General features: G+C 34.7%; 16 protein-coding genes, 1 tRNA gene and 1 pseudogene. 10 read left to right on the forward strand and 8 right to left on the reverse strand.

The annotated features are described in order from the left end of the window. Window position 1: 1 nt before the first annotated feature. Genes rfaE1 through CHELV3228_RS03120 form a run of 3 tightly spaced genes read right to left on the reverse strand, consistent with a single transcriptional unit; the run spans window position 2 to window position 2,836 of the window. Window positions 2-1,387: a D-glycero-beta-D-manno-heptose-7-phosphate kinase gene (gene rfaE1, locus CHELV3228_RS03110; protein WP_082199502.1), complete on the reverse strand. Its 1,386-nt coding sequence runs from the start codon at window positions 1,385-1,387 to the stop codon at window positions 2-4. After that, window positions 1,380-2,327, reverse strand: a complete 948-nt coding sequence (gene rfaD, locus CHELV3228_RS03115; protein WP_082199503.1) for an ADP-glyceromanno-heptose 6-epimerase — start codon at window positions 2,325-2,327, stop codon at window positions 1,380-1,382. Before rfaD ends, rfaE1 begins: the two co-directional genes overlap by 8 nt. Continuing rightward, window positions 2,318-2,836 (reverse strand): D-glycero-alpha-D-manno-heptose-1,7-bisphosphate 7-phosphatase, encoded by a 519-nt coding sequence (locus tag CHELV3228_RS03120; protein ID WP_082199504.1) that lies wholly within the window; start codon window positions 2,834-2,836, stop codon window positions 2,318-2,320. Before CHELV3228_RS03120 ends, rfaD begins: the two co-directional genes overlap by 10 nt. A 97-nt stretch (window positions 2,837-2,933) precedes the next feature. Between CHELV3228_RS03120 and CHELV3228_RS03125 the strand changes: the two genes are divergently transcribed. Then, window positions 2,934-3,233: a c-type cytochrome gene (locus tag CHELV3228_RS03125; protein ID WP_082199505.1), complete on the forward strand. Its 300-nt coding sequence runs from the start codon at window positions 2,934-2,936 to the stop codon at window positions 3,231-3,233. Window position 3,234: 1 nt separating this feature from the next. Here the strand turns inward: CHELV3228_RS03125 and ccoS are convergent, their stop codons facing one another. Further along, window positions 3,235-3,447 (reverse strand): cbb3-type cytochrome oxidase assembly protein CcoS, encoded by a 213-nt coding sequence (gene ccoS, locus CHELV3228_RS03130; RefSeq protein WP_082199506.1) that lies wholly within the window; start codon window positions 3,445-3,447, stop codon window positions 3,235-3,237. Further along, complete coding sequence (locus CHELV3228_RS03135; RefSeq protein ID WP_082199507.1) at window positions 3,444-5,798, reverse strand: heavy metal translocating P-type ATPase; 2,355 nt, start codon at window positions 5,796-5,798, stop codon at window positions 3,444-3,446. Before CHELV3228_RS03135 ends, ccoS begins: the two co-directional genes overlap by 4 nt. Before the next feature lie 106 nt (window positions 5,799-5,904). Here CHELV3228_RS03135 and rho point away from each other — a divergent pair, with 106 nt between their 5' ends. The 6 genes from rho to CHELV3228_RS03165 all read left to right on the forward strand — a co-directional run bounded on the left by rho (window position 5,905) and on the right by CHELV3228_RS03165 (window position 12,010). Beyond that, window positions 5,905-7,200 carry a transcription termination factor Rho gene (gene rho, locus CHELV3228_RS03140; RefSeq protein ID WP_082199508.1) on the forward strand — a complete coding sequence of 432 codons (1,296 nt, stop codon included), beginning with the start codon at window positions 5,905-5,907 and terminating at the stop codon, window positions 7,198-7,200. 5 nt (window positions 7,201-7,205) lie between these two features. Then, window positions 7,206-8,717 carry a DNA polymerase III subunit gamma/tau gene (locus tag CHELV3228_RS03145; protein WP_082199509.1) on the forward strand — a complete coding sequence of 504 codons (1,512 nt, stop codon included), beginning with the start codon at window positions 7,206-7,208 and terminating at the stop codon, window positions 8,715-8,717. A 143-nt stretch (window positions 8,718-8,860) separates the two neighbouring features. Further along, window positions 8,861-9,361, forward strand: coding sequence for a cytochrome c nitrite reductase small subunit (gene nrfH, locus CHELV3228_RS03150; RefSeq protein ID WP_082199510.1), 501 nt, complete (start codon window positions 8,861-8,863; stop codon window positions 9,359-9,361). Between the two features lie 15 nt (window positions 9,362-9,376). Further along, on the forward strand, window positions 9,377-11,200 hold the full coding sequence (locus tag CHELV3228_RS03155; RefSeq protein WP_082199511.1) for an ammonia-forming cytochrome c nitrite reductase subunit c552: 1,824 nt from the start codon (window positions 9,377-9,379) through the stop codon (window positions 11,198-11,200). Between the two features lie 90 nt (window positions 11,201-11,290). After that, window positions 11,291-11,863: a hypothetical protein gene (locus tag CHELV3228_RS03160; protein WP_082199512.1), complete on the forward strand. Its 573-nt coding sequence runs from the start codon at window positions 11,291-11,293 to the stop codon at window positions 11,861-11,863. A gap of 57 nt (window positions 11,864-11,920) precedes the next feature. Further along, a tRNA-Ser gene (locus CHELV3228_RS03165) sits at window positions 11,921-12,010 on the forward strand. A gap of 237 nt (window positions 12,011-12,247) precedes the next feature. Here the strand turns inward: CHELV3228_RS03165 and CHELV3228_RS03170 are convergent. The 3 genes and pseudogenes from CHELV3228_RS03170 to CHELV3228_RS03180 form a co-directional block, all read right to left on the reverse strand. Beyond that, on the reverse strand, window positions 12,248-12,502 hold the full coding sequence (locus CHELV3228_RS03170) for a hypothetical protein (protein ID WP_082199513.1): 255 nt from the start codon (window positions 12,500-12,502) through the stop codon (window positions 12,248-12,250). 247 nt (window positions 12,503-12,749) lie between these two features. Continuing rightward, entirely contained in the window at window positions 12,750-12,890 is a 141-nt protein-coding gene (locus tag CHELV3228_RS03175) for a TraU family protein (protein ID WP_255298197.1), read from the reverse strand. A 29-nt stretch (window positions 12,891-12,919) separates the two neighbouring features. Beyond that, window positions 12,920-13,267, reverse strand: a pseudogene (locus CHELV3228_RS03180) (hypothetical protein); the annotation flags it as partial. Window positions 13,268-13,420: 153 nt separating this feature from the next. Between CHELV3228_RS03180 and CHELV3228_RS03185 the strand changes: the two are divergent. Genes CHELV3228_RS03185 through CHELV3228_RS03195 form a run of 3 tightly spaced genes read left to right on the forward strand, consistent with a single transcriptional unit; the run spans window position 13,421 to window position 14,956 of the window. Further along, window positions 13,421-14,050 carry a hypothetical protein gene (locus tag CHELV3228_RS03185; protein WP_234981041.1) on the forward strand — a complete coding sequence of 210 codons (630 nt, stop codon included), beginning with the start codon at window positions 13,421-13,423 and terminating at the stop codon, window positions 14,048-14,050. Continuing rightward, complete coding sequence (locus CHELV3228_RS03190) at window positions 14,047-14,475, forward strand: hypothetical protein (protein ID WP_004277980.1); 429 nt, start codon at window positions 14,047-14,049, stop codon at window positions 14,473-14,475. The genes CHELV3228_RS03185 and CHELV3228_RS03190 overlap by 4 nt, the downstream gene beginning before the upstream one ends. A gap of 40 nt (window positions 14,476-14,515) precedes the next feature. Further along, entirely contained in the window at window positions 14,516-14,956 is a 441-nt protein-coding gene (locus CHELV3228_RS03195; RefSeq protein WP_370445641.1) for a hypothetical protein, read from the forward strand. Window positions 14,957-15,029: the final 73 nt, after the last annotated feature.

Consider the following 15,029-nt stretch of genomic DNA (forward strand, 5'->3'; position numbering starts at 1 on the left):
CTTAATTCCTTCGTATTTTTTCTATGAGAGAGGTGGTGCTAAAACCTTGCTGAAATTCAAGTAATCTCACTTCTTTGACAAGCTCACTTCCCACGACCTCTTTGCCCTCATAATCTGCCCCCTTTACCAAAACATCAGGTTTTAAAGTTTTGATTAACTCAAGCGGAGTGTCCTCCTCAAATATACACACAAAATCTACAAAATAAAAAGCCCCCAGCATACAAGCCCTTTCATATGCCTTATTGATAGGGCGTTTTTCTCCTTTTAGTCTTTTGACACTAGCGTCTGAATTAAGCCCTACGATTAAAATATCGCCTAGTTTTTTCGCCTGCTCTAAATAGCTTAAATGCCCAAAATGCACGATGTCAAAGCAGCCGTTGGTAAAGACGATTTTTTTATCCTTTAAATTTTCAAGTAAAGCCACAAGTTCTTCTTTGCTTTTAATTTTCTTTTCGAAAGTGCTTAAATTGAGGCTTTTTATCTCGTCAAAACTCACGCTCACGCTGCCTATCTTACTTACAACCACAGCCGCTGCCTCGTTGGCTAATTCACAAGCATTTAAAATAGGCACTTTACAAGCTAGACAAAAGGCTAAAACAGCAATGACACTATCTCCAGCCCCAGTTACATCATAAACCTCCAAAGCTCTAGCACTGATTAGGTGTAAATCTTCATCAAACAAGGCTATGCCGTCTTCTGAAAGCGTGATGATGGAGTATTTTAAATGAAAGTCATTTTTAAGCTTTTTAATGGCAAGTTTTAAATTTTCTCCCTTTAAGTCCTTAAATTTCAAAGCCTCCAAAGCTTCTTTTTTATTGGGCGTTAAGAGAGTGGCGTTTTGATATTTGCTATAATCATTTCCCTTTGGGTCGATTAAAATAGGGATATTAAGCTCATTTGCCCTACAAATAAGAGCTTGACACACTTTTTCACTCAAAACCCCCTTTCCATAATCGCTCAAGATAATTGCCTCAAAATCTTTTGCGATGGTATTAAAATTTGTGATGAGTTCATCTTCTAGCCTGATTTTAGAGCTATCTTCCTCATCGAGCCTTAAAACTTGTTGATTGTGAGCTAGAATTCTGTTTTTAAGTGGAGTTTTGCGTCCTTTTTGTGTGAGAATAACACCTTTTAAATGACGCTTTAAAAACTCTCCCGCTTCATCATCTCCCACGACACCAAGTGCAAAAACTCTAGCTTTAAGATTAGCTAAATTTGCATAGACATTTGCCGCCCCGCCTAATCTTTTTTCTTGTTTGAGGGATTTTGCGATTAAAACGGGAGCTTCTGGGCTAATTCTTGAGCACTCACTCCAAATGTAATTATCCACCATAAAATCACCCACAACAAGAATCTTAGGGCTTTGTTTGCTTAAATTTTCAAGCATTATATTCCTTTTCAAAAATGCGTTTAATTTCAGGCAGGTAATCCTTTATCCCAGCTTCAAGTTCAAATTCGCTTGTGTAAAAGTTCTCACTTAAATGTGCCTGGGTGTGAAATTGATAGGCTTTTTCATAGGGATTTTTAATCCACTCATAGTCTAAATTTGTGCCAAGTTCTTTTTGTAAAATATCTACAATATCTTTAAAAGTCCTTGCCTTGCCACTGCCTACATTATAAATTCCACTTTTTGTTTCTAAGGCTTTTAAATTCGCATTTACAACATCTTTTATATAGGTAAAATCTCTATAAATTTTTTCACTTCCTTCAAATAAACGCGGATTTTTCCCACTTAAAATTTGTAAGCCAAATTGTAAAATCATCGAGGCGGTTTTGCCTTTAAAAAATTCATTTTTCCCATAAATATTAAAATAGCGTAGCCCCACGATATGAAGCTCGTTAAAATATTTTTGTGCAAGTTTATCCATCATTAATTTTGAAAAAGCGTAAGGGTTTTTAGGCTCTTCATAGCCTACTTTTTGAGGGCTTGGCATATCTCCATACACACTAGCAGAGCTTGCGTAGATAAGCTTAGAGTCGCATTTAATAGCAAGTTTAATGAAGTCCTTAAAGCTATTTAAATTCACGCTTAAAACTTGGGTTTGATTATAGGCTGTGGTGTCCGAAATGGCTGCTTGATGAAAGATGGTTTCGGGTTTAAATTCACGCATCACTTCAAAAGTTTTTGCTTCGTTGATGTCGCCTACAAAAAGCTCTCCCTTAAAATCAAGCAAATTTTTGAAATGTCCAAAACTTTCTAAATTTCCATTATCGAGTTTTTTATCGCTTCGCATTTTGTCGATGATTAAAATTTCATTATTTTCTTGCAAAGCAAGGGCTAAATTTGAACCGATAAAGCCTGCTCCTCCTGTGATAATTATACGCATATTTCCCCCTTTTCGATGTCTTTTAAAAGTGCATTTAAATTAGTATAATTTTGATAAAAATCGCCCTTTTGAGTGGAATTTATAAGATAGAGTTTTTTAAGTCCTGCTTTAAGTCCTGCTTGCATATCTGTGAGATTATCGCCTATAAAAAAGGAATTTTCTCTATCGATGTCAAATTCTTCATAAGCCTTTAAAAACATACCGGGCTTTGGCTTTCTACACTCACAACCCTCCAAATGCGGACAATGATAAATTTTATTTATTAAAATTCCTTTTTTGGCAAATTCTTCACACATAAAAGCACTTAATGTCGCAAAATCTTTCTCATCATAATAGCCTCTTGCAATTCCTGATTGATTAGTGATGACAAAAATAAGATAATTTTTTTGTGTGAAAATTCGGCAAAGCTTAAAAATCCCCTCGCAAAATTCAAAATCTTCTATTTTGTGAACATATTTTTTATCGACATTGATTACGCCGTCTCTGTCTAAAAATAAAGCCTTTTTCATAAAATCATTATAGTTAAATTTTTTAAATGATTGAGAAATTTAAGAAGTATTAAATTTTTAAGGATATACTAACGAGATTTTGTAAAAAGGAGATAAAATGAAAAAATTTGTTGCAATTTCAGCTTTAACCTGTTTGGCTATCTCAGCTTATGCGGCAGATGGTGCTACGCTTTATAAAAAATGTGCAGTTTGCCACGGACCAAAGGCTGATAAGGTGTATCTTAATAAGGTCCCAGCACTTAAAAGTATTTCGACTGCTGAAAGACTTCAATATATGAAAGAATATTTAGAGGGTAAAAGAAATGCTTATGGACAGGGTGCAATTATGAAAATCAATCTTAAAGGTTTAACGGAGGAAGATTTTAAAGCTATTGAAGCTTATATCGAAACTCTATAATTTAAGGCTCTTTACGAGCCTTATCTCTCAACGTCTCTTTTTTACGGCGTTCAAGTTCTACCGCTTCTTTTAAACTTTCTTCATCGTCATTAAGCGTGATGAATTTATAATCATCGTCAAATTGCTTATTTTTAATCCCCCAAAGTAAGGTCGCAAGTATAATAAAAAAGACGACTATGGAAACACCTATCATCATCATTATGACCAAATTCATTTTTTAATCCTTAGTGCATTTAAAACGACAATTATACTACTAAAAGACATCGATAAAGCAGCGATGAGAGGATTAATAAGTCCTAAAAATGCTAAAGGTAGGCTCAAAACATTATAAAAAAGCGAAAAAGCTAAATTTTGTTTGATAATTTTAAAGGTAAATTTGGAGAGTTTAAGGGCTGTTTTTAAAGAATTTAAGTCATTTTTCAAAAGCAAAATATCACTATTTTCAATAGCTAAATCACTTCCCTCTTTTAAGGTAATTGAAACGGAGGCAAATTTTAAGGCTAAAGCATCATTTACTCCATCGCCGACAAATAAGATTTTGTGATTTTGCGAGAGTTTTTCTAATTCTTTCATTTTATCCTCTGGCAAACAAGAAGCTTTGTAATTTGAAATTTCAAGCTCTTCGACTATTTTTTTAACAGCAAATTCATTATCTCCGCTTAAAATCATCACTTCTTTTTTTTCTTTTTTTAGATAATTAATTAATTCTTTCGCTCCCTCTCTTAACACGCTTTTAAGTTCAAAAAAAGCTAAAATTTCTTTATTTTTAGCGAAGATGAAATGTGAATTTTCTAGCTTTTTTTCTATTTTAATGTGATTTTCTTTCAAAAATGTCTCATTGCCTCCCAAGAAAATATCTCCATTTAAATGAGCTTTTAAGCCTCTAGCACTGATATTTTTAAGCTCTTTAAAGTCTAAATTTTTTTCTTTAGCTCCTTTTTGTTTTAAAAACCCTGCCACGCTTTTTGCTATGGGGTGCTTTGAGAGTTTTAAAAAGGTGTAAAGTGCGTTTGTATCAAGCTTCTCACTAAGATAAAATTTATCAATTTCAAGTTCTAATTTAGTTAAAACACCCGTTTTATCAAAGACGGCAATATCGCATTTATTTAAATTTTCAATGACACTTGAGTCTTTAAAAAGTATATTGTGCTTAAAAGCTTTACCAAGTGCGATGAGATTACTAACAGGCGTGGCAAGAGCTAAGGCACAAGGACAGGCTATGATTAAAACCGAAATGGCATTAATGAGCGAAATTTCCACGCTTTCATTAAGGTAGAAAAACCAAAAACAAAAGCAAAGTAGGGCAAGGCTTAAAATGGTTTTTGAAAAATAGCCGCTGATTTGATTGACGAGATTGATAAGTTTGGTTTTTTTTGAACTTGCAAATTCCAAAAGCTTAATAATTTGCGAGAGTTTAGAGTCTTTGTAAAGTTTGGTAGCTTTGTATTCTACACTGCCGTCTATTAAGATACAGGCTGAATTTAACACATCACCTTTTTTGATGAGCTGAGGTGTGTTTTCACCATTTAAAGAAGAGCTATCTACACTTGCTTCGCCTTTTGTGCAAATTCCATCGATTAAAATTTTATCCCCAGCTCTTAGTAAAATAATGTCTCCAAGTGCGACTTTTTGCACTTCTTTTGGTTTAAATTCTACGCCGTTAAAAACCAAAACTTCATTTTGTAAGAAGTCGTTTAAGCCATCGATTGTGTCAAGGGCGCGTTTTTTGCTAAAAACTTCTAAATATTTACCTACGAAAACAAAGCAAATAATCATAGCCACAGAGTCAAAATACACTTCCCCCACCCTAAAAAACATCGCCCATAAAGAATAAATATAAGCCAAACTTGCCCCGCTAATGACTAGAGTGTCCATATTTAAGTTTTTATGTTTTAGGGCATTGAAAGCACTTTTGTAAAAACTTGAGCCTGTATAAAAAAGCACAGGTGAGGCAAGGATAAATTCAGCGAAATTTAAAATGTCCTTAATATCCCTTTCCATACCGCTAAAAAAGCCGGCATATTTTGCCACCGCTATCCACATCACATTCATCACACAAGCGATAGCAACGACCATTTTAGAATAAAATTCGCGTTTTAAACTTTGTGCTTTTTTCTCACTTTTGTTTGCATCATAAGCACTTGCTTTATAGCCTATGCTTTCGATGAGTTTTAAAATTTCTTTAAGGCTGATTGTTTTTTCGTCAAAAACAATTCTTGCCTTATGGTTGAGGTGGTTGATGTCAAGTTCTAGTATGCCTTTTTGTCTTATCAAAACCTTTTCATTAAGCCATATACAAGCCGCACATTCTATGCCATGTATAAGAAGATAAATTTCGCTAAAACCCTCTTTTGTTTTATGGATAAATTCGTCATAATTTTTTGTTTCCCCATTTAAATCAACGGGTTTTAGGCTATGATTCCCAAGTCTTTGATAAAACTCATCAAGCCCTTTGTCGTGTAAAATTTCATACACACTTTCACAGCCCCTACAACAAAAAAATAGCCCATTTTTCTCACGCATTTGCTCTTGTTTGAAGTTTAATTTACAATGCTCACACTTCATCTTTTTACTTTGAATTTTTTTATAAGTATAAACTAAATTTGACAAAAATAAGAATTTTTTACTAAAATCACGCTTTTAATTTACTGCTACATCTTACAGAGGACTTATGGAAAAAGAAAAAAAACATCAAAGAACGCACATTCCCGTTGAGGGCTATAAAATAGAAGATTTAAAATTGCTTGACCTAGAAAATTTGGTTAAAATCGCTAATGAATGCGAAATAGAAAATCCTAGAGAATTTCGTAGGCAAGAGCTTATTTTTGAGATTTTAAAGGCTCAAACTAAAAAGGGCGGCTTTATACTTTTTACAGGAATTTTAGAACTTAGTCCTGAGGGCTATGGTTTTTTAAGAGGGATGGACGCAAATCTAAGCGATAGTGTCAATGATGCCTATGTTTCTAATTCTCAAATTCGCAAATTCGCCCTAAGAGTAGGGGACATTGTAACAGGGCAGGTTAGAGAGCCAAAAGACCAAGAGAAATATTATGCACTTTTAAAAATTGAAGCGATTAATTATCTCCCTCTTAAAGAGGCTAAAGAAAGACCGCTTTTTGATAATCTTACCCCCATTTTCCCCACAGAAAAAATCAAACTTGAATATGACGCAATGAAACTTACAGGCAGGGTGCTAGACCTTTTCACGCCGATTGGTAAGGGACAAAGAGGGCTTATAGTAGCCCCGCCTCGCACAGGTAAAACTGAGTTGATGAAAGAACTTGCCACCGCTATAGCTAAGAATCACTCTGAAATGCACTTAATCGTGCTTTTGGTCGATGAAAGACCGGAAGAGGTTACTGATATGCAGCGTTGCGTTAAGGGTGAGGTATTTAGCTCGACTTTTGATTTGCCAGCTTATAATCACGTGCGTGTAGCCGAGCTTGTCATAGAAAAAGCAAAAAGAATGGTAGAAATGGGCAAGGATGTCATCATCTTGCTAGATAGTATTACGCGTCTTGCTAGAGCTTATAATACAGCCACTCCAAGCTCGGGAAAAGTTTTAAGCGGGGGCGTGGATGCAAATGCTTTGCATAAGCCAAAACGCTTTTTTGGAGCGGCTAGAAATATAGAAAATGGAGGCTCACTTACCATTATCGCTACGGCTCTTATTGATACGGGTTCGAGAATGGACGAGGTGATTTTTGAGGAATTTAAAGGCACAGGAAATAGTGAAATCGTGCTAGATAGAAGTATATCAGATAGAAGAATTTACCCTGCGATTAATATCATTAAATCAGGCACAAGAAAAGAAGAGCTTTTGCAAGGGGTTACGAATTTGCAAAAAATTTGGGCAATTCGCTCCGCTATTTCACAAATGGACGATGTGGAGGCGCTTAAATTCTTGTATTCTAAAATGCTTAAAACAAAAGACAATGTTGAGCTTTTATCTATAATGAATGAGTAGGCAAAATGCTTCAAGCTTTAGCGATAAAATATCGTCCTAAGACTTTTGATGAGTTAGTAGGGCAAAAGGCTGTCAGTGCGAGTTTAAAATACGCTTTAAATTCTAAGCGTCTTGCGCACGCTTATCTTTTTTCTGGACTGCGTGGAAGTGGGAAAACCTCAAGTGCAAGAATTTTTTCTCGTGCTTTAGTGTGCGATGAGGGACCTAGTGCCACGCCTTGTGGAATTTGTAAGCAGTGCAAGGCTGCACTTGAGGGCAAACACATCGACATTATAGAAATGGACGCAGCGAGTAATAGGGGGCTTGAAGATATACAAAGCCTTATAGAGCAAACTAAATACGCCCCTTCAATGGCGCGTTTTAAAATTTTCATCATCGATGAGGTGCATATGCTTACCTCTCAAGCGGCAAATGCTTTACTTAAGACCCTTGAAGAGCCTCCAAGCTATGTGAAATTCATTTTAGCGACAACAGACCCTTTAAAACTTCCAGCCACAGTGCTTTCACGCACGCAGCATTTTCGTTTTAAGCAAATCGCTCAAAGTGAAATTTTGACACATCTTAAAGAAATTTTAGAAAAAGAGCAGGTGGGTTTTGAAGAAGAGGCTTTAAAATTCATCGCAAGAAGTGGAAATGGCTCTTTACGCGATACCCTTACGCTTTTAGACCAAGCGATAATTTTTAGTGAAAATCACATTAGCACGGCTAAAATTACTGAAATGCTTGGCTTTTTAGACCCGTCTAAAATCAAAGAATTTTACCGCGCTATTTTGCATAAAGACAGAGAAAAGGTATTTGAATTTTTAGAAGAATTGCAAGACTATGAAGCTAGTAGTGTGATTGATGAAATGCTTTTTTATCTTAAAGAAAGTTTTTTTTCAAGAAGTGAGGAATTTACAACTTTAATCTATGAGAGATTTTTTAGGATACTTTCAAGGGCGAAAAATTTAATTTGTGATGATGATGGATTTACGCTTTGTGTGATGGCTTTTATGATGATGGAGGCAAGTTATTTAAAAGAAATCGACACGCAGATTAATGAACTGCAAAATAAGATTGACAAGCCTTTAAATCAAACTAAAGAAGAGGGCATTAAGATAGAAAATTTTAAGCCTCAAACTAGTCAAAATGCCTATGAGCTTTTAATTGCAAAAATTTATGATAGGGATTATGAACTTGCGGAGTGTTTTAAGCAAAGCACGAAATTTATAGGATATGAAAATTCCACTTTAATCATTAGCTCCAATGCGCAGGGGCAAAATCGCACTTCATTAAATCAAGGCTTTAAGCTTATACAAGAATTATTAAAGGAAATTTTTGGAGAAAATGCTAGGATAGAAGTGCGAAAAGAGGTTATTATCGATGAGAGCAAATTGCAAAGTCTTAAACAAAATGCGAAGAATCTTGATTTAAATTTGGAATTTGACGCCTTGCGCAAAGACGCCAAGAAGGCAGACCCTCAAGGTGAGACTAAAGAAGCTTTAAGGCGATGTTTTGGCGATCCTCAAGTGGAGTAAAAATTGATTTTACAATCTTGCAAAATACAATCTAGCTTATTTTAACAAAGTATTTAAGATTTATTTACTCCTTAAATAAAAATTAAATATTTTTTGTTACAATTTTCCATTACGATTGTAAATTATTTTACAAGGAGGGGATTTTGGGGCAAAAAAGAGCTTTTACAAATCTTTTTGGTATTTTTTTACTTTTGCTTTTTGCTTTATTTGCTGTGGGTTTTTATACCTTTTATAATGCAAAAGGTTTTTCTTATTTTAGCAACTCAAGCGAATCTTGCAATAATTGCCATATTATGAATGAGGTTTATAATGACTATTTAGCAGCTTCTCATTCTAAAAAAGTTAAGGGTGAGGCACGAGCGAGTTGTGCGGATTGTCATTTACCACATCAAGGCGTGGATAAGTGGATAGCAAAAGCTCAAAGTGGCTTATCTCACGCTTATGCTTTTACTTTTAAACTCGATGCGTTGCCAACAAATTTAAGTGCAACACAAAAAAGCAAAGAAATGGTGCAAAATAACTGCATTCGTTGTCATAGCGACTATGCTGGGGTGGCTATCAATGCGACAGCCAACCCTCATAAAGATAATTCTTTAAGTTGTGTTTCGTGTCATAGTGGCGTTGGGCATAAACGCGGATTTTAAATTATAGGAGGTTTTATGAATAAAAAAGGTGTTTTATACTTCGGTATAGTAGTTGTTATCGCCTTAATCGGCGGAGTATTGTGGCTTAATAATGATGTCAGCCAAAAACAAGCAGAAAGTGTAGGGGGCATCGCAAGTAAGAATTTTGTTGAGATGACGGATGATAATCCTACTTTTGATGAGTGGGGTAAGAATTTTCCGGATTATTTAGATATGTATTTAACTGTGGAAAAAGAAAAGCCTTTTGAGACTGATTTCGGTGGAAATTTGGCTTATTCTAAGCTTATTCGCTATCCTCAGCTTACAGTGCTTTGGGCGGGATATCCTTTCTCCATAGACGCAAATGAAGAAAGAGGACATTTTTGGATTCAAGTTGATCAAATGGATACAGCAAGAAATAATAAAGATTTTCTTAATGCTCACGGCTTTGCAGGATTTGGCGGACAGCCAACAGCCTGTATGAACTGCCATAGTGGTTGGACTCCTTGGCTTTTGAAAAATGTCGCAAAAGATGATTGGGTGGCATTTAATTCAACTAAATATTGGACGATGATTAAAAATGTCCCAGCTGTTAATGGCTATAAGGAAGGCTCAGTAGAGCATAGCGGACCACACGGCGGTAAAAGAATGGGCGTAACTTGTGCGGATTGCCATAGTCCAAATAATATGAGCTTAAGACTTACACGCCCAGCAGCTATTAATGCTTTGGTAGCTAGAGGCTATGAAAGAGATGCGGAGCAGGGTGTTAAGGCGACTAGAGAAGAAATGAGAACTTTAGTTTGTTCGCAGTGCCATGTTGAATACTACTTCAAGCCAACAGGTGAAAAAGTTAAGGTTATGGGTGAAAGCATTGCGAGCGATGAAACTAAGAAATGGTGGAACGGCACTCAAAAAACTTATGATGAATTTGACACTTGGAGAGATGGCAATAAGCCTACAGAAATCGAAGTTGCTGGGATAGAGCTTGTTTTCCCTTGGAGTGAGTGGAAAAAAGGTGAGCCATTTAGAATAGAAATGTTCGATGAGTATTATGAAAAAGTGCGTAAAGTATTTGATAAAGACTGGGCTCATAAGATAAGTGGTGCGCCTATGCTTAAAATTCAACACCCTGAAAGTGAGCTTTATAGTGGAGGTGTGCATGCGGCAAATGGTGTAAGCTGTGCGGATTGTCATATGCCTTATATTAGAAAAGGTGCTAAGAAAATGACCCAGCATAATATCACTTCACCATTAGCGGATATTAATTCTGCTTGTAAGACTTGCCATAACCAAAGCGAAGATTATCTTAAGGCTCAGATTAAAGATATTCAAAACTCAACCGCACACAATTTAAGAACAGCAGAGTATGCTATCGTTAGTCTTATCACAGACATTAAAACTATGCGTGAGGCACTTGGGGCTTTAGAGGCTTACCAAAGTGATGGCAAGGCAGATGCGAAGAAGATTAATGAGGAATTGAAGGAAGTTTTAGAGCTTCATAGAAAAGCACAAATGAGAGCGGATTTCATCGGTGCGGAAAACTCAACAGGTTTTCATAATCCAAGAGAAGCTTCAAGAATGCTATTACAAGCTGTAGATATGGCTAGAATGGCTCAAACTAAGCTTGTGGAAATTGCTAATGCTAAAGGTATGGCGGATTTTAAAACTTCAAATTTAGGTTTCGAAGATATGCAAAAGCTAAATCCTGGTGATATTCGTTATAAGGTCGATATGAACGGACATAAGGTTGGAGAGCGTTATTATGAACACGATAATGTTAATGGTAGTCCTTCAAATGCCTTAATAGAGGGAGATAAAAACCTCAAGCCTTACAATTATCAAGCCGTTGATAAACAATAATTTAAGCCCGTAAATTCGGGCTTAATTTATACTTCACTTTCACTTCACATTAAATAACTACAATTCCTTAAATTTTTTAAGGAGCGAAATATGATTAACAAAAACAAGCTTTTTAGACAGATACACATTTATATCAGTCTATTTTTCTTACCTTGTGCGGTGCTTTTTGCTTTTACTGGCATAGCTTACATTTTTGGTTTTAATCAAGATGTTGGATTAAAAACACAAAGCTATGTCTTGCAAAAAAACATAGAAGCAGGTAAAGAGCGTGAGGCGCTTTTGGAATTTTTAAAAGAAAATAATCTTAAAATTCCAAGTAACACAGAACTTCGTGTCGGCAAGGGTAAGGGTGCTGGAAACTCGGCTAATGTAATGCTAATGGGCGGAGTGCATTATAGCGTTGAGATGAAACCTAAGGCTAATCAATACGAAATCACACTTAAAACAAGAAGTCTTTTAGGGGATATGATAATGCTACATAAAGATAAGGGTGCGTGGTATTTTTCTGTGCTTTCTGTGGGCTTTGGTGTGGTCTTGTTTTTACTCTATCTTTCAGGGCTTATGATAACATTTTTTGCAAGTAAAAAAGATAGAAATAAGCAGCTTATGACTTTAGTGGTGGGATTTTTGGTAACGATAATTTTGGCATATTTGAGTTTATAATACTTGGCTTTAAGCTGGGTATTATTTAATTTTTACTATAATCACACTTTCTTTTATGGACAGATGGGTGAGTGGCTGAAACCACACCCCTGCTAAGGGTGCAGATCTTAACGGGTCTCGAGGGTTCAAATCCCTCTCTGTCCGCCATTTTTGTTTTTCATACTTAATCAACATTAGTCAAATTTCATCACATTTAGTCAGTCAAAGCATTAAAAATTAGCGTTTTATGTTAGTCATATCTAGCCATATCTCATCGCATTAATTTTTATCAATTCAACCTTATTTATTGTTAAAGTATATGTAATAGTATATACAAAAGTGAGAATAAACAATTTACATATACTTTGAAAGGATATAGAATGAATTTCATTAATGAAAGGCAGATTAAAACTTTGCCGATAGATAAAAGGGCTTTTCATATCTTTCATTGATTTGTTCTTTACTAAGATTAGTATCCCCTCTTAATTTTGTGAGATTAAAATCTTTGGTGTTTTTATAGAGCGTATCCGTAGAGATTTGATTTTGCATTGCGGCTTTATCTTTAAGGTATTTGTTTTCAAAGATTTGTTCTTTGGTAAGATTATCCTCTGCACTTAAACACAAAGCAAAGCTTGTTAAAAATAAAAGGGCTTTTTTCATCGTTTTTTAGAGATTAAAGAAGTTTAGGTATAATTTCATTAGGGTGCAACGCCAAAGGGCTGCAACCCGATGGCGTTAATTTACCGCCCTGTTGGGAGGTGAGTTAATTGAACCACTCAATTCTAGTGATTGTTATTATACTACTATGTATAATTGTTGTCAAGGCTTATTAGCCTTCCCCTCTTTTGAGGGGGCTAGAATACCCTTTGGCTTTTTAAAACTTCTTAATCTTTACTCCTTTCATAAGTTAAAATACACAACATTCTCTTTTCTTAAACAAGAGAAAAGAGAAGTTATCTCCAAGACTTGGTAGGTTTTTAGCAAAGCTCCATAAAATTCCACTCTGTCCTATAGCCATACCCATAGGGTGAGGAATAGGGGCTGTGATTTGTAGTCTATAAGAGGATTTTCTCCATAAAAATTTAAAGTATTTTTGCTCGTATAAGCACCTGAAACAATATTATTATACTCTTGTCTTGCATAGCTTCCACCACCTGAAATCAGTAGGTCAAATTTAGGATGCAAAGTATAAATGAAAGTTTGCGTTAAAAAAACTTGCTTTGTATCATTCCAAATGGTAGGATCGCCCCCTATGCTGATATTAGGATAAAGCAGATAAGAATTTGCATTACCCGTGCTAAGTAAAGATAGACTTGTAATGCTTCTTAAGCCTATTTGCTTTTTAAACAAACTATCGATGTTTAATTCATCGCTAGCAAAAAGCCAAGCATTTAAAATCGCCAAAATGAAAATCATTTTTCTCATTATTTGTCCTTTTTAAAATATTGCATAAAGGGATAATCAGGCAAAGAGTGTTCCAAATTTTTAAATAATGACATTTTATATCTTATAAATTTGACTTCAATTTTTTTAAATGATAAAATAAACCCAAATATATCTTAAATAAAAGAAGTTAAAATGTTTCAAAAACTATTTAGCATTGTAGCTTTAAGTGCTTTACTAGTAAGCTTTAGCTTTGCAAATGATCTTCTTGCCAAATTAAGTAAAGGTGCGGTAAGTGATAATAGTGTAGGTGTTAAAGTTCTTAGCCTTGATGAGATGAAAGAGGTTAGGGGTGGGTATGCCGTAGCAACTATAAGAATTTCCCAAAACGAATTAGCTGCTTTAGCAGTTCCAGATTTTGAAAATGAATTAGGTTGGGAAATAAAAAATGGTCAAATTAATCTTGAACAAACTATGAAAAATGATAGAGGGTTGTGTCAAATGGGCTCTACGCAATGTTATTCTAATAGTGCGACCAAAAAACATTTATGGCAAAGTCAAAAAAGACTACAAGAATTTACCAATGCTTTAGACGGCTCAAATCCTCTTTATACGGCTTTAGGATTTAGCGTAAAAAGAAATGTGGGCTTTAATAGGGCTGGAAAATTTGTCTATTTTTCTTATGGAGTTGTTGCTGTCAATCGTTTTGATGGAAGCATACGCAATGTAACTAATAGTGCAACGCTAAACAATAACATAATTATTAATGAATTAAAAAGAAATTATAAAGATCGCTTAGAAAGTGCTTTGGGAGGATTAAGATGACAATTAATTCTTTAAACTTTTCAACCAACACGATGCAATATGATAAAGAAATAATCAATTTTAAACAAAAAGCAAATGAAAAACACCAAGCCAAATTTATGGATCTATCAGGCTTACCAAACTTAGGATACGCCAAAAATGGCGAAACAACCATTTTAGGGAAATTATGGGGTTATGATAAAAACATAAGCAAAAAAGAAGTCGAGGATTTAAAAAAATTTATCGAAGTCGATCATAAAATTGGGGGATTTGATTTTGGAGGGAAAGGGCTTTTTATGTTATATGAAAATGAATTTAATGCCTTGTTTAATTCAACGCTAAGTATTAATGAATTTAAAGAAAAATATCTCGAAACTAAAAAGAGATATGAAATTAGACACGGCTATCAAACTCATAACATTGTATCGATAAATATAAGAGCTTAAAGATTTTATAGTCAATAAATTGATTACTAAGGAAGTAATTATGAAAACACTATCAAATATTATCATTTTAAGTGCTTTATTAATAAATTTCAGCTTTGCAAATGATCTTCTTGCTAAGCTAAGTAATGGTGCGGTAAGTGATAACAGCGTAGGAGTAAAAATTCTTAGCCTTGATGAGATGAAAGAGGTTAAGGGTGGGTATTATTTTAAAAGAGATAGTGCTTTTGATTATAATGCTGGTTCTCTAAGTTCTTATGGTTATGTTGTGATGGATAATAGCGTTAATCAAAATTCGAATGTGGTTACTCAGTCATTAGGCTATTCTAGTGGTTATATCGTAGCCAAATACCGCTATGTAAATAATCAAAAAGATTATTATTTACAATATTTTTCAAGTAAATATGGTTCAGGCACAAACATTTGGGCTTATGCAAATAGTCCTGCTTATAATATCCTAAACGAATTTAAAAGCAAATATTAATTCTTTTGTGTTCCATTTACCCCAAAATGGAACACATCTTGCTTATATTATTTATATAAATATATTTAGGTTG

It is taken from the genome of Campylobacter helveticus, assembly GCF_002080395.1.
Taxonomy (GTDB): domain Bacteria; phylum Campylobacterota; class Campylobacteria; order Campylobacterales; family Campylobacteraceae; genus Campylobacter_D; species Campylobacter_D helveticus.

Bases quoted from the DNA above. Each gene is read 5' to 3' on its own strand.
- rfaE1 (WP_082199502.1), bottom strand. From the start codon at position 1,387: ATGCTTGAAAATTTAAGCAAACAAAGCCCTAAGATTCTTGTTGTGGGT.
- rfaD (WP_082199503.1), bottom strand. From the start codon at position 2,327: ATGCGTATAATTATCACAGGAGGAGCAGGCTTTATCGGTTCAAATTTA.
- CHELV3228_RS03120 (WP_082199504.1), bottom strand. From the start codon at position 2,836: ATGAAAAAGGCTTTATTTTTAGACAGAGACGGCGTAATCAATGTCGAT.
- CHELV3228_RS03125 (WP_082199505.1), top strand. From the start codon at position 2,934: ATGAAAAAATTTGTTGCAATTTCAGCTTTAACCTGTTTGGCTATCTCA.
- ccoS (WP_082199506.1), bottom strand. From the start codon at position 3,447: ATGAATTTGGTCATAATGATGATGATAGGTGTTTCCATAGTCGTCTTT.
- CHELV3228_RS03135 (WP_082199507.1), bottom strand. From the start codon at position 5,798: ATGAAGTGTGAGCATTGTAAATTAAACTTCAAACAAGAGCAAATGCGT.
- rho (WP_082199508.1), top strand. From the start codon at position 5,905: ATGGAAAAAGAAAAAAAACATCAAAGAACGCACATTCCCGTTGAGGGC.
- CHELV3228_RS03145 (WP_082199509.1), top strand. From the start codon at position 7,206: ATGCTTCAAGCTTTAGCGATAAAATATCGTCCTAAGACTTTTGATGAG.
- CHELV3228_RS03155 (WP_082199511.1), top strand. From the start codon at position 9,377: ATGAATAAAAAAGGTGTTTTATACTTCGGTATAGTAGTTGTTATCGCC.
- CHELV3228_RS03160 (WP_082199512.1), top strand. From the start codon at position 11,291: ATGATTAACAAAAACAAGCTTTTTAGACAGATACACATTTATATCAGT.
- CHELV3228_RS03170 (WP_082199513.1), bottom strand. From the start codon at position 12,502: ATGAAAAAAGCCCTTTTATTTTTAACAAGCTTTGCTTTGTGTTTAAGT.
- CHELV3228_RS03185 (WP_234981041.1), top strand. From the start codon at position 13,421: ATGTTTCAAAAACTATTTAGCATTGTAGCTTTAAGTGCTTTACTAGTA.
- CHELV3228_RS03190 (WP_004277980.1), top strand. From the start codon at position 14,047: ATGACAATTAATTCTTTAAACTTTTCAACCAACACGATGCAATATGAT.
- CHELV3228_RS03195 (WP_370445641.1), top strand. From the start codon at position 14,516: ATGAAAACACTATCAAATATTATCATTTTAAGTGCTTTATTAATAAAT.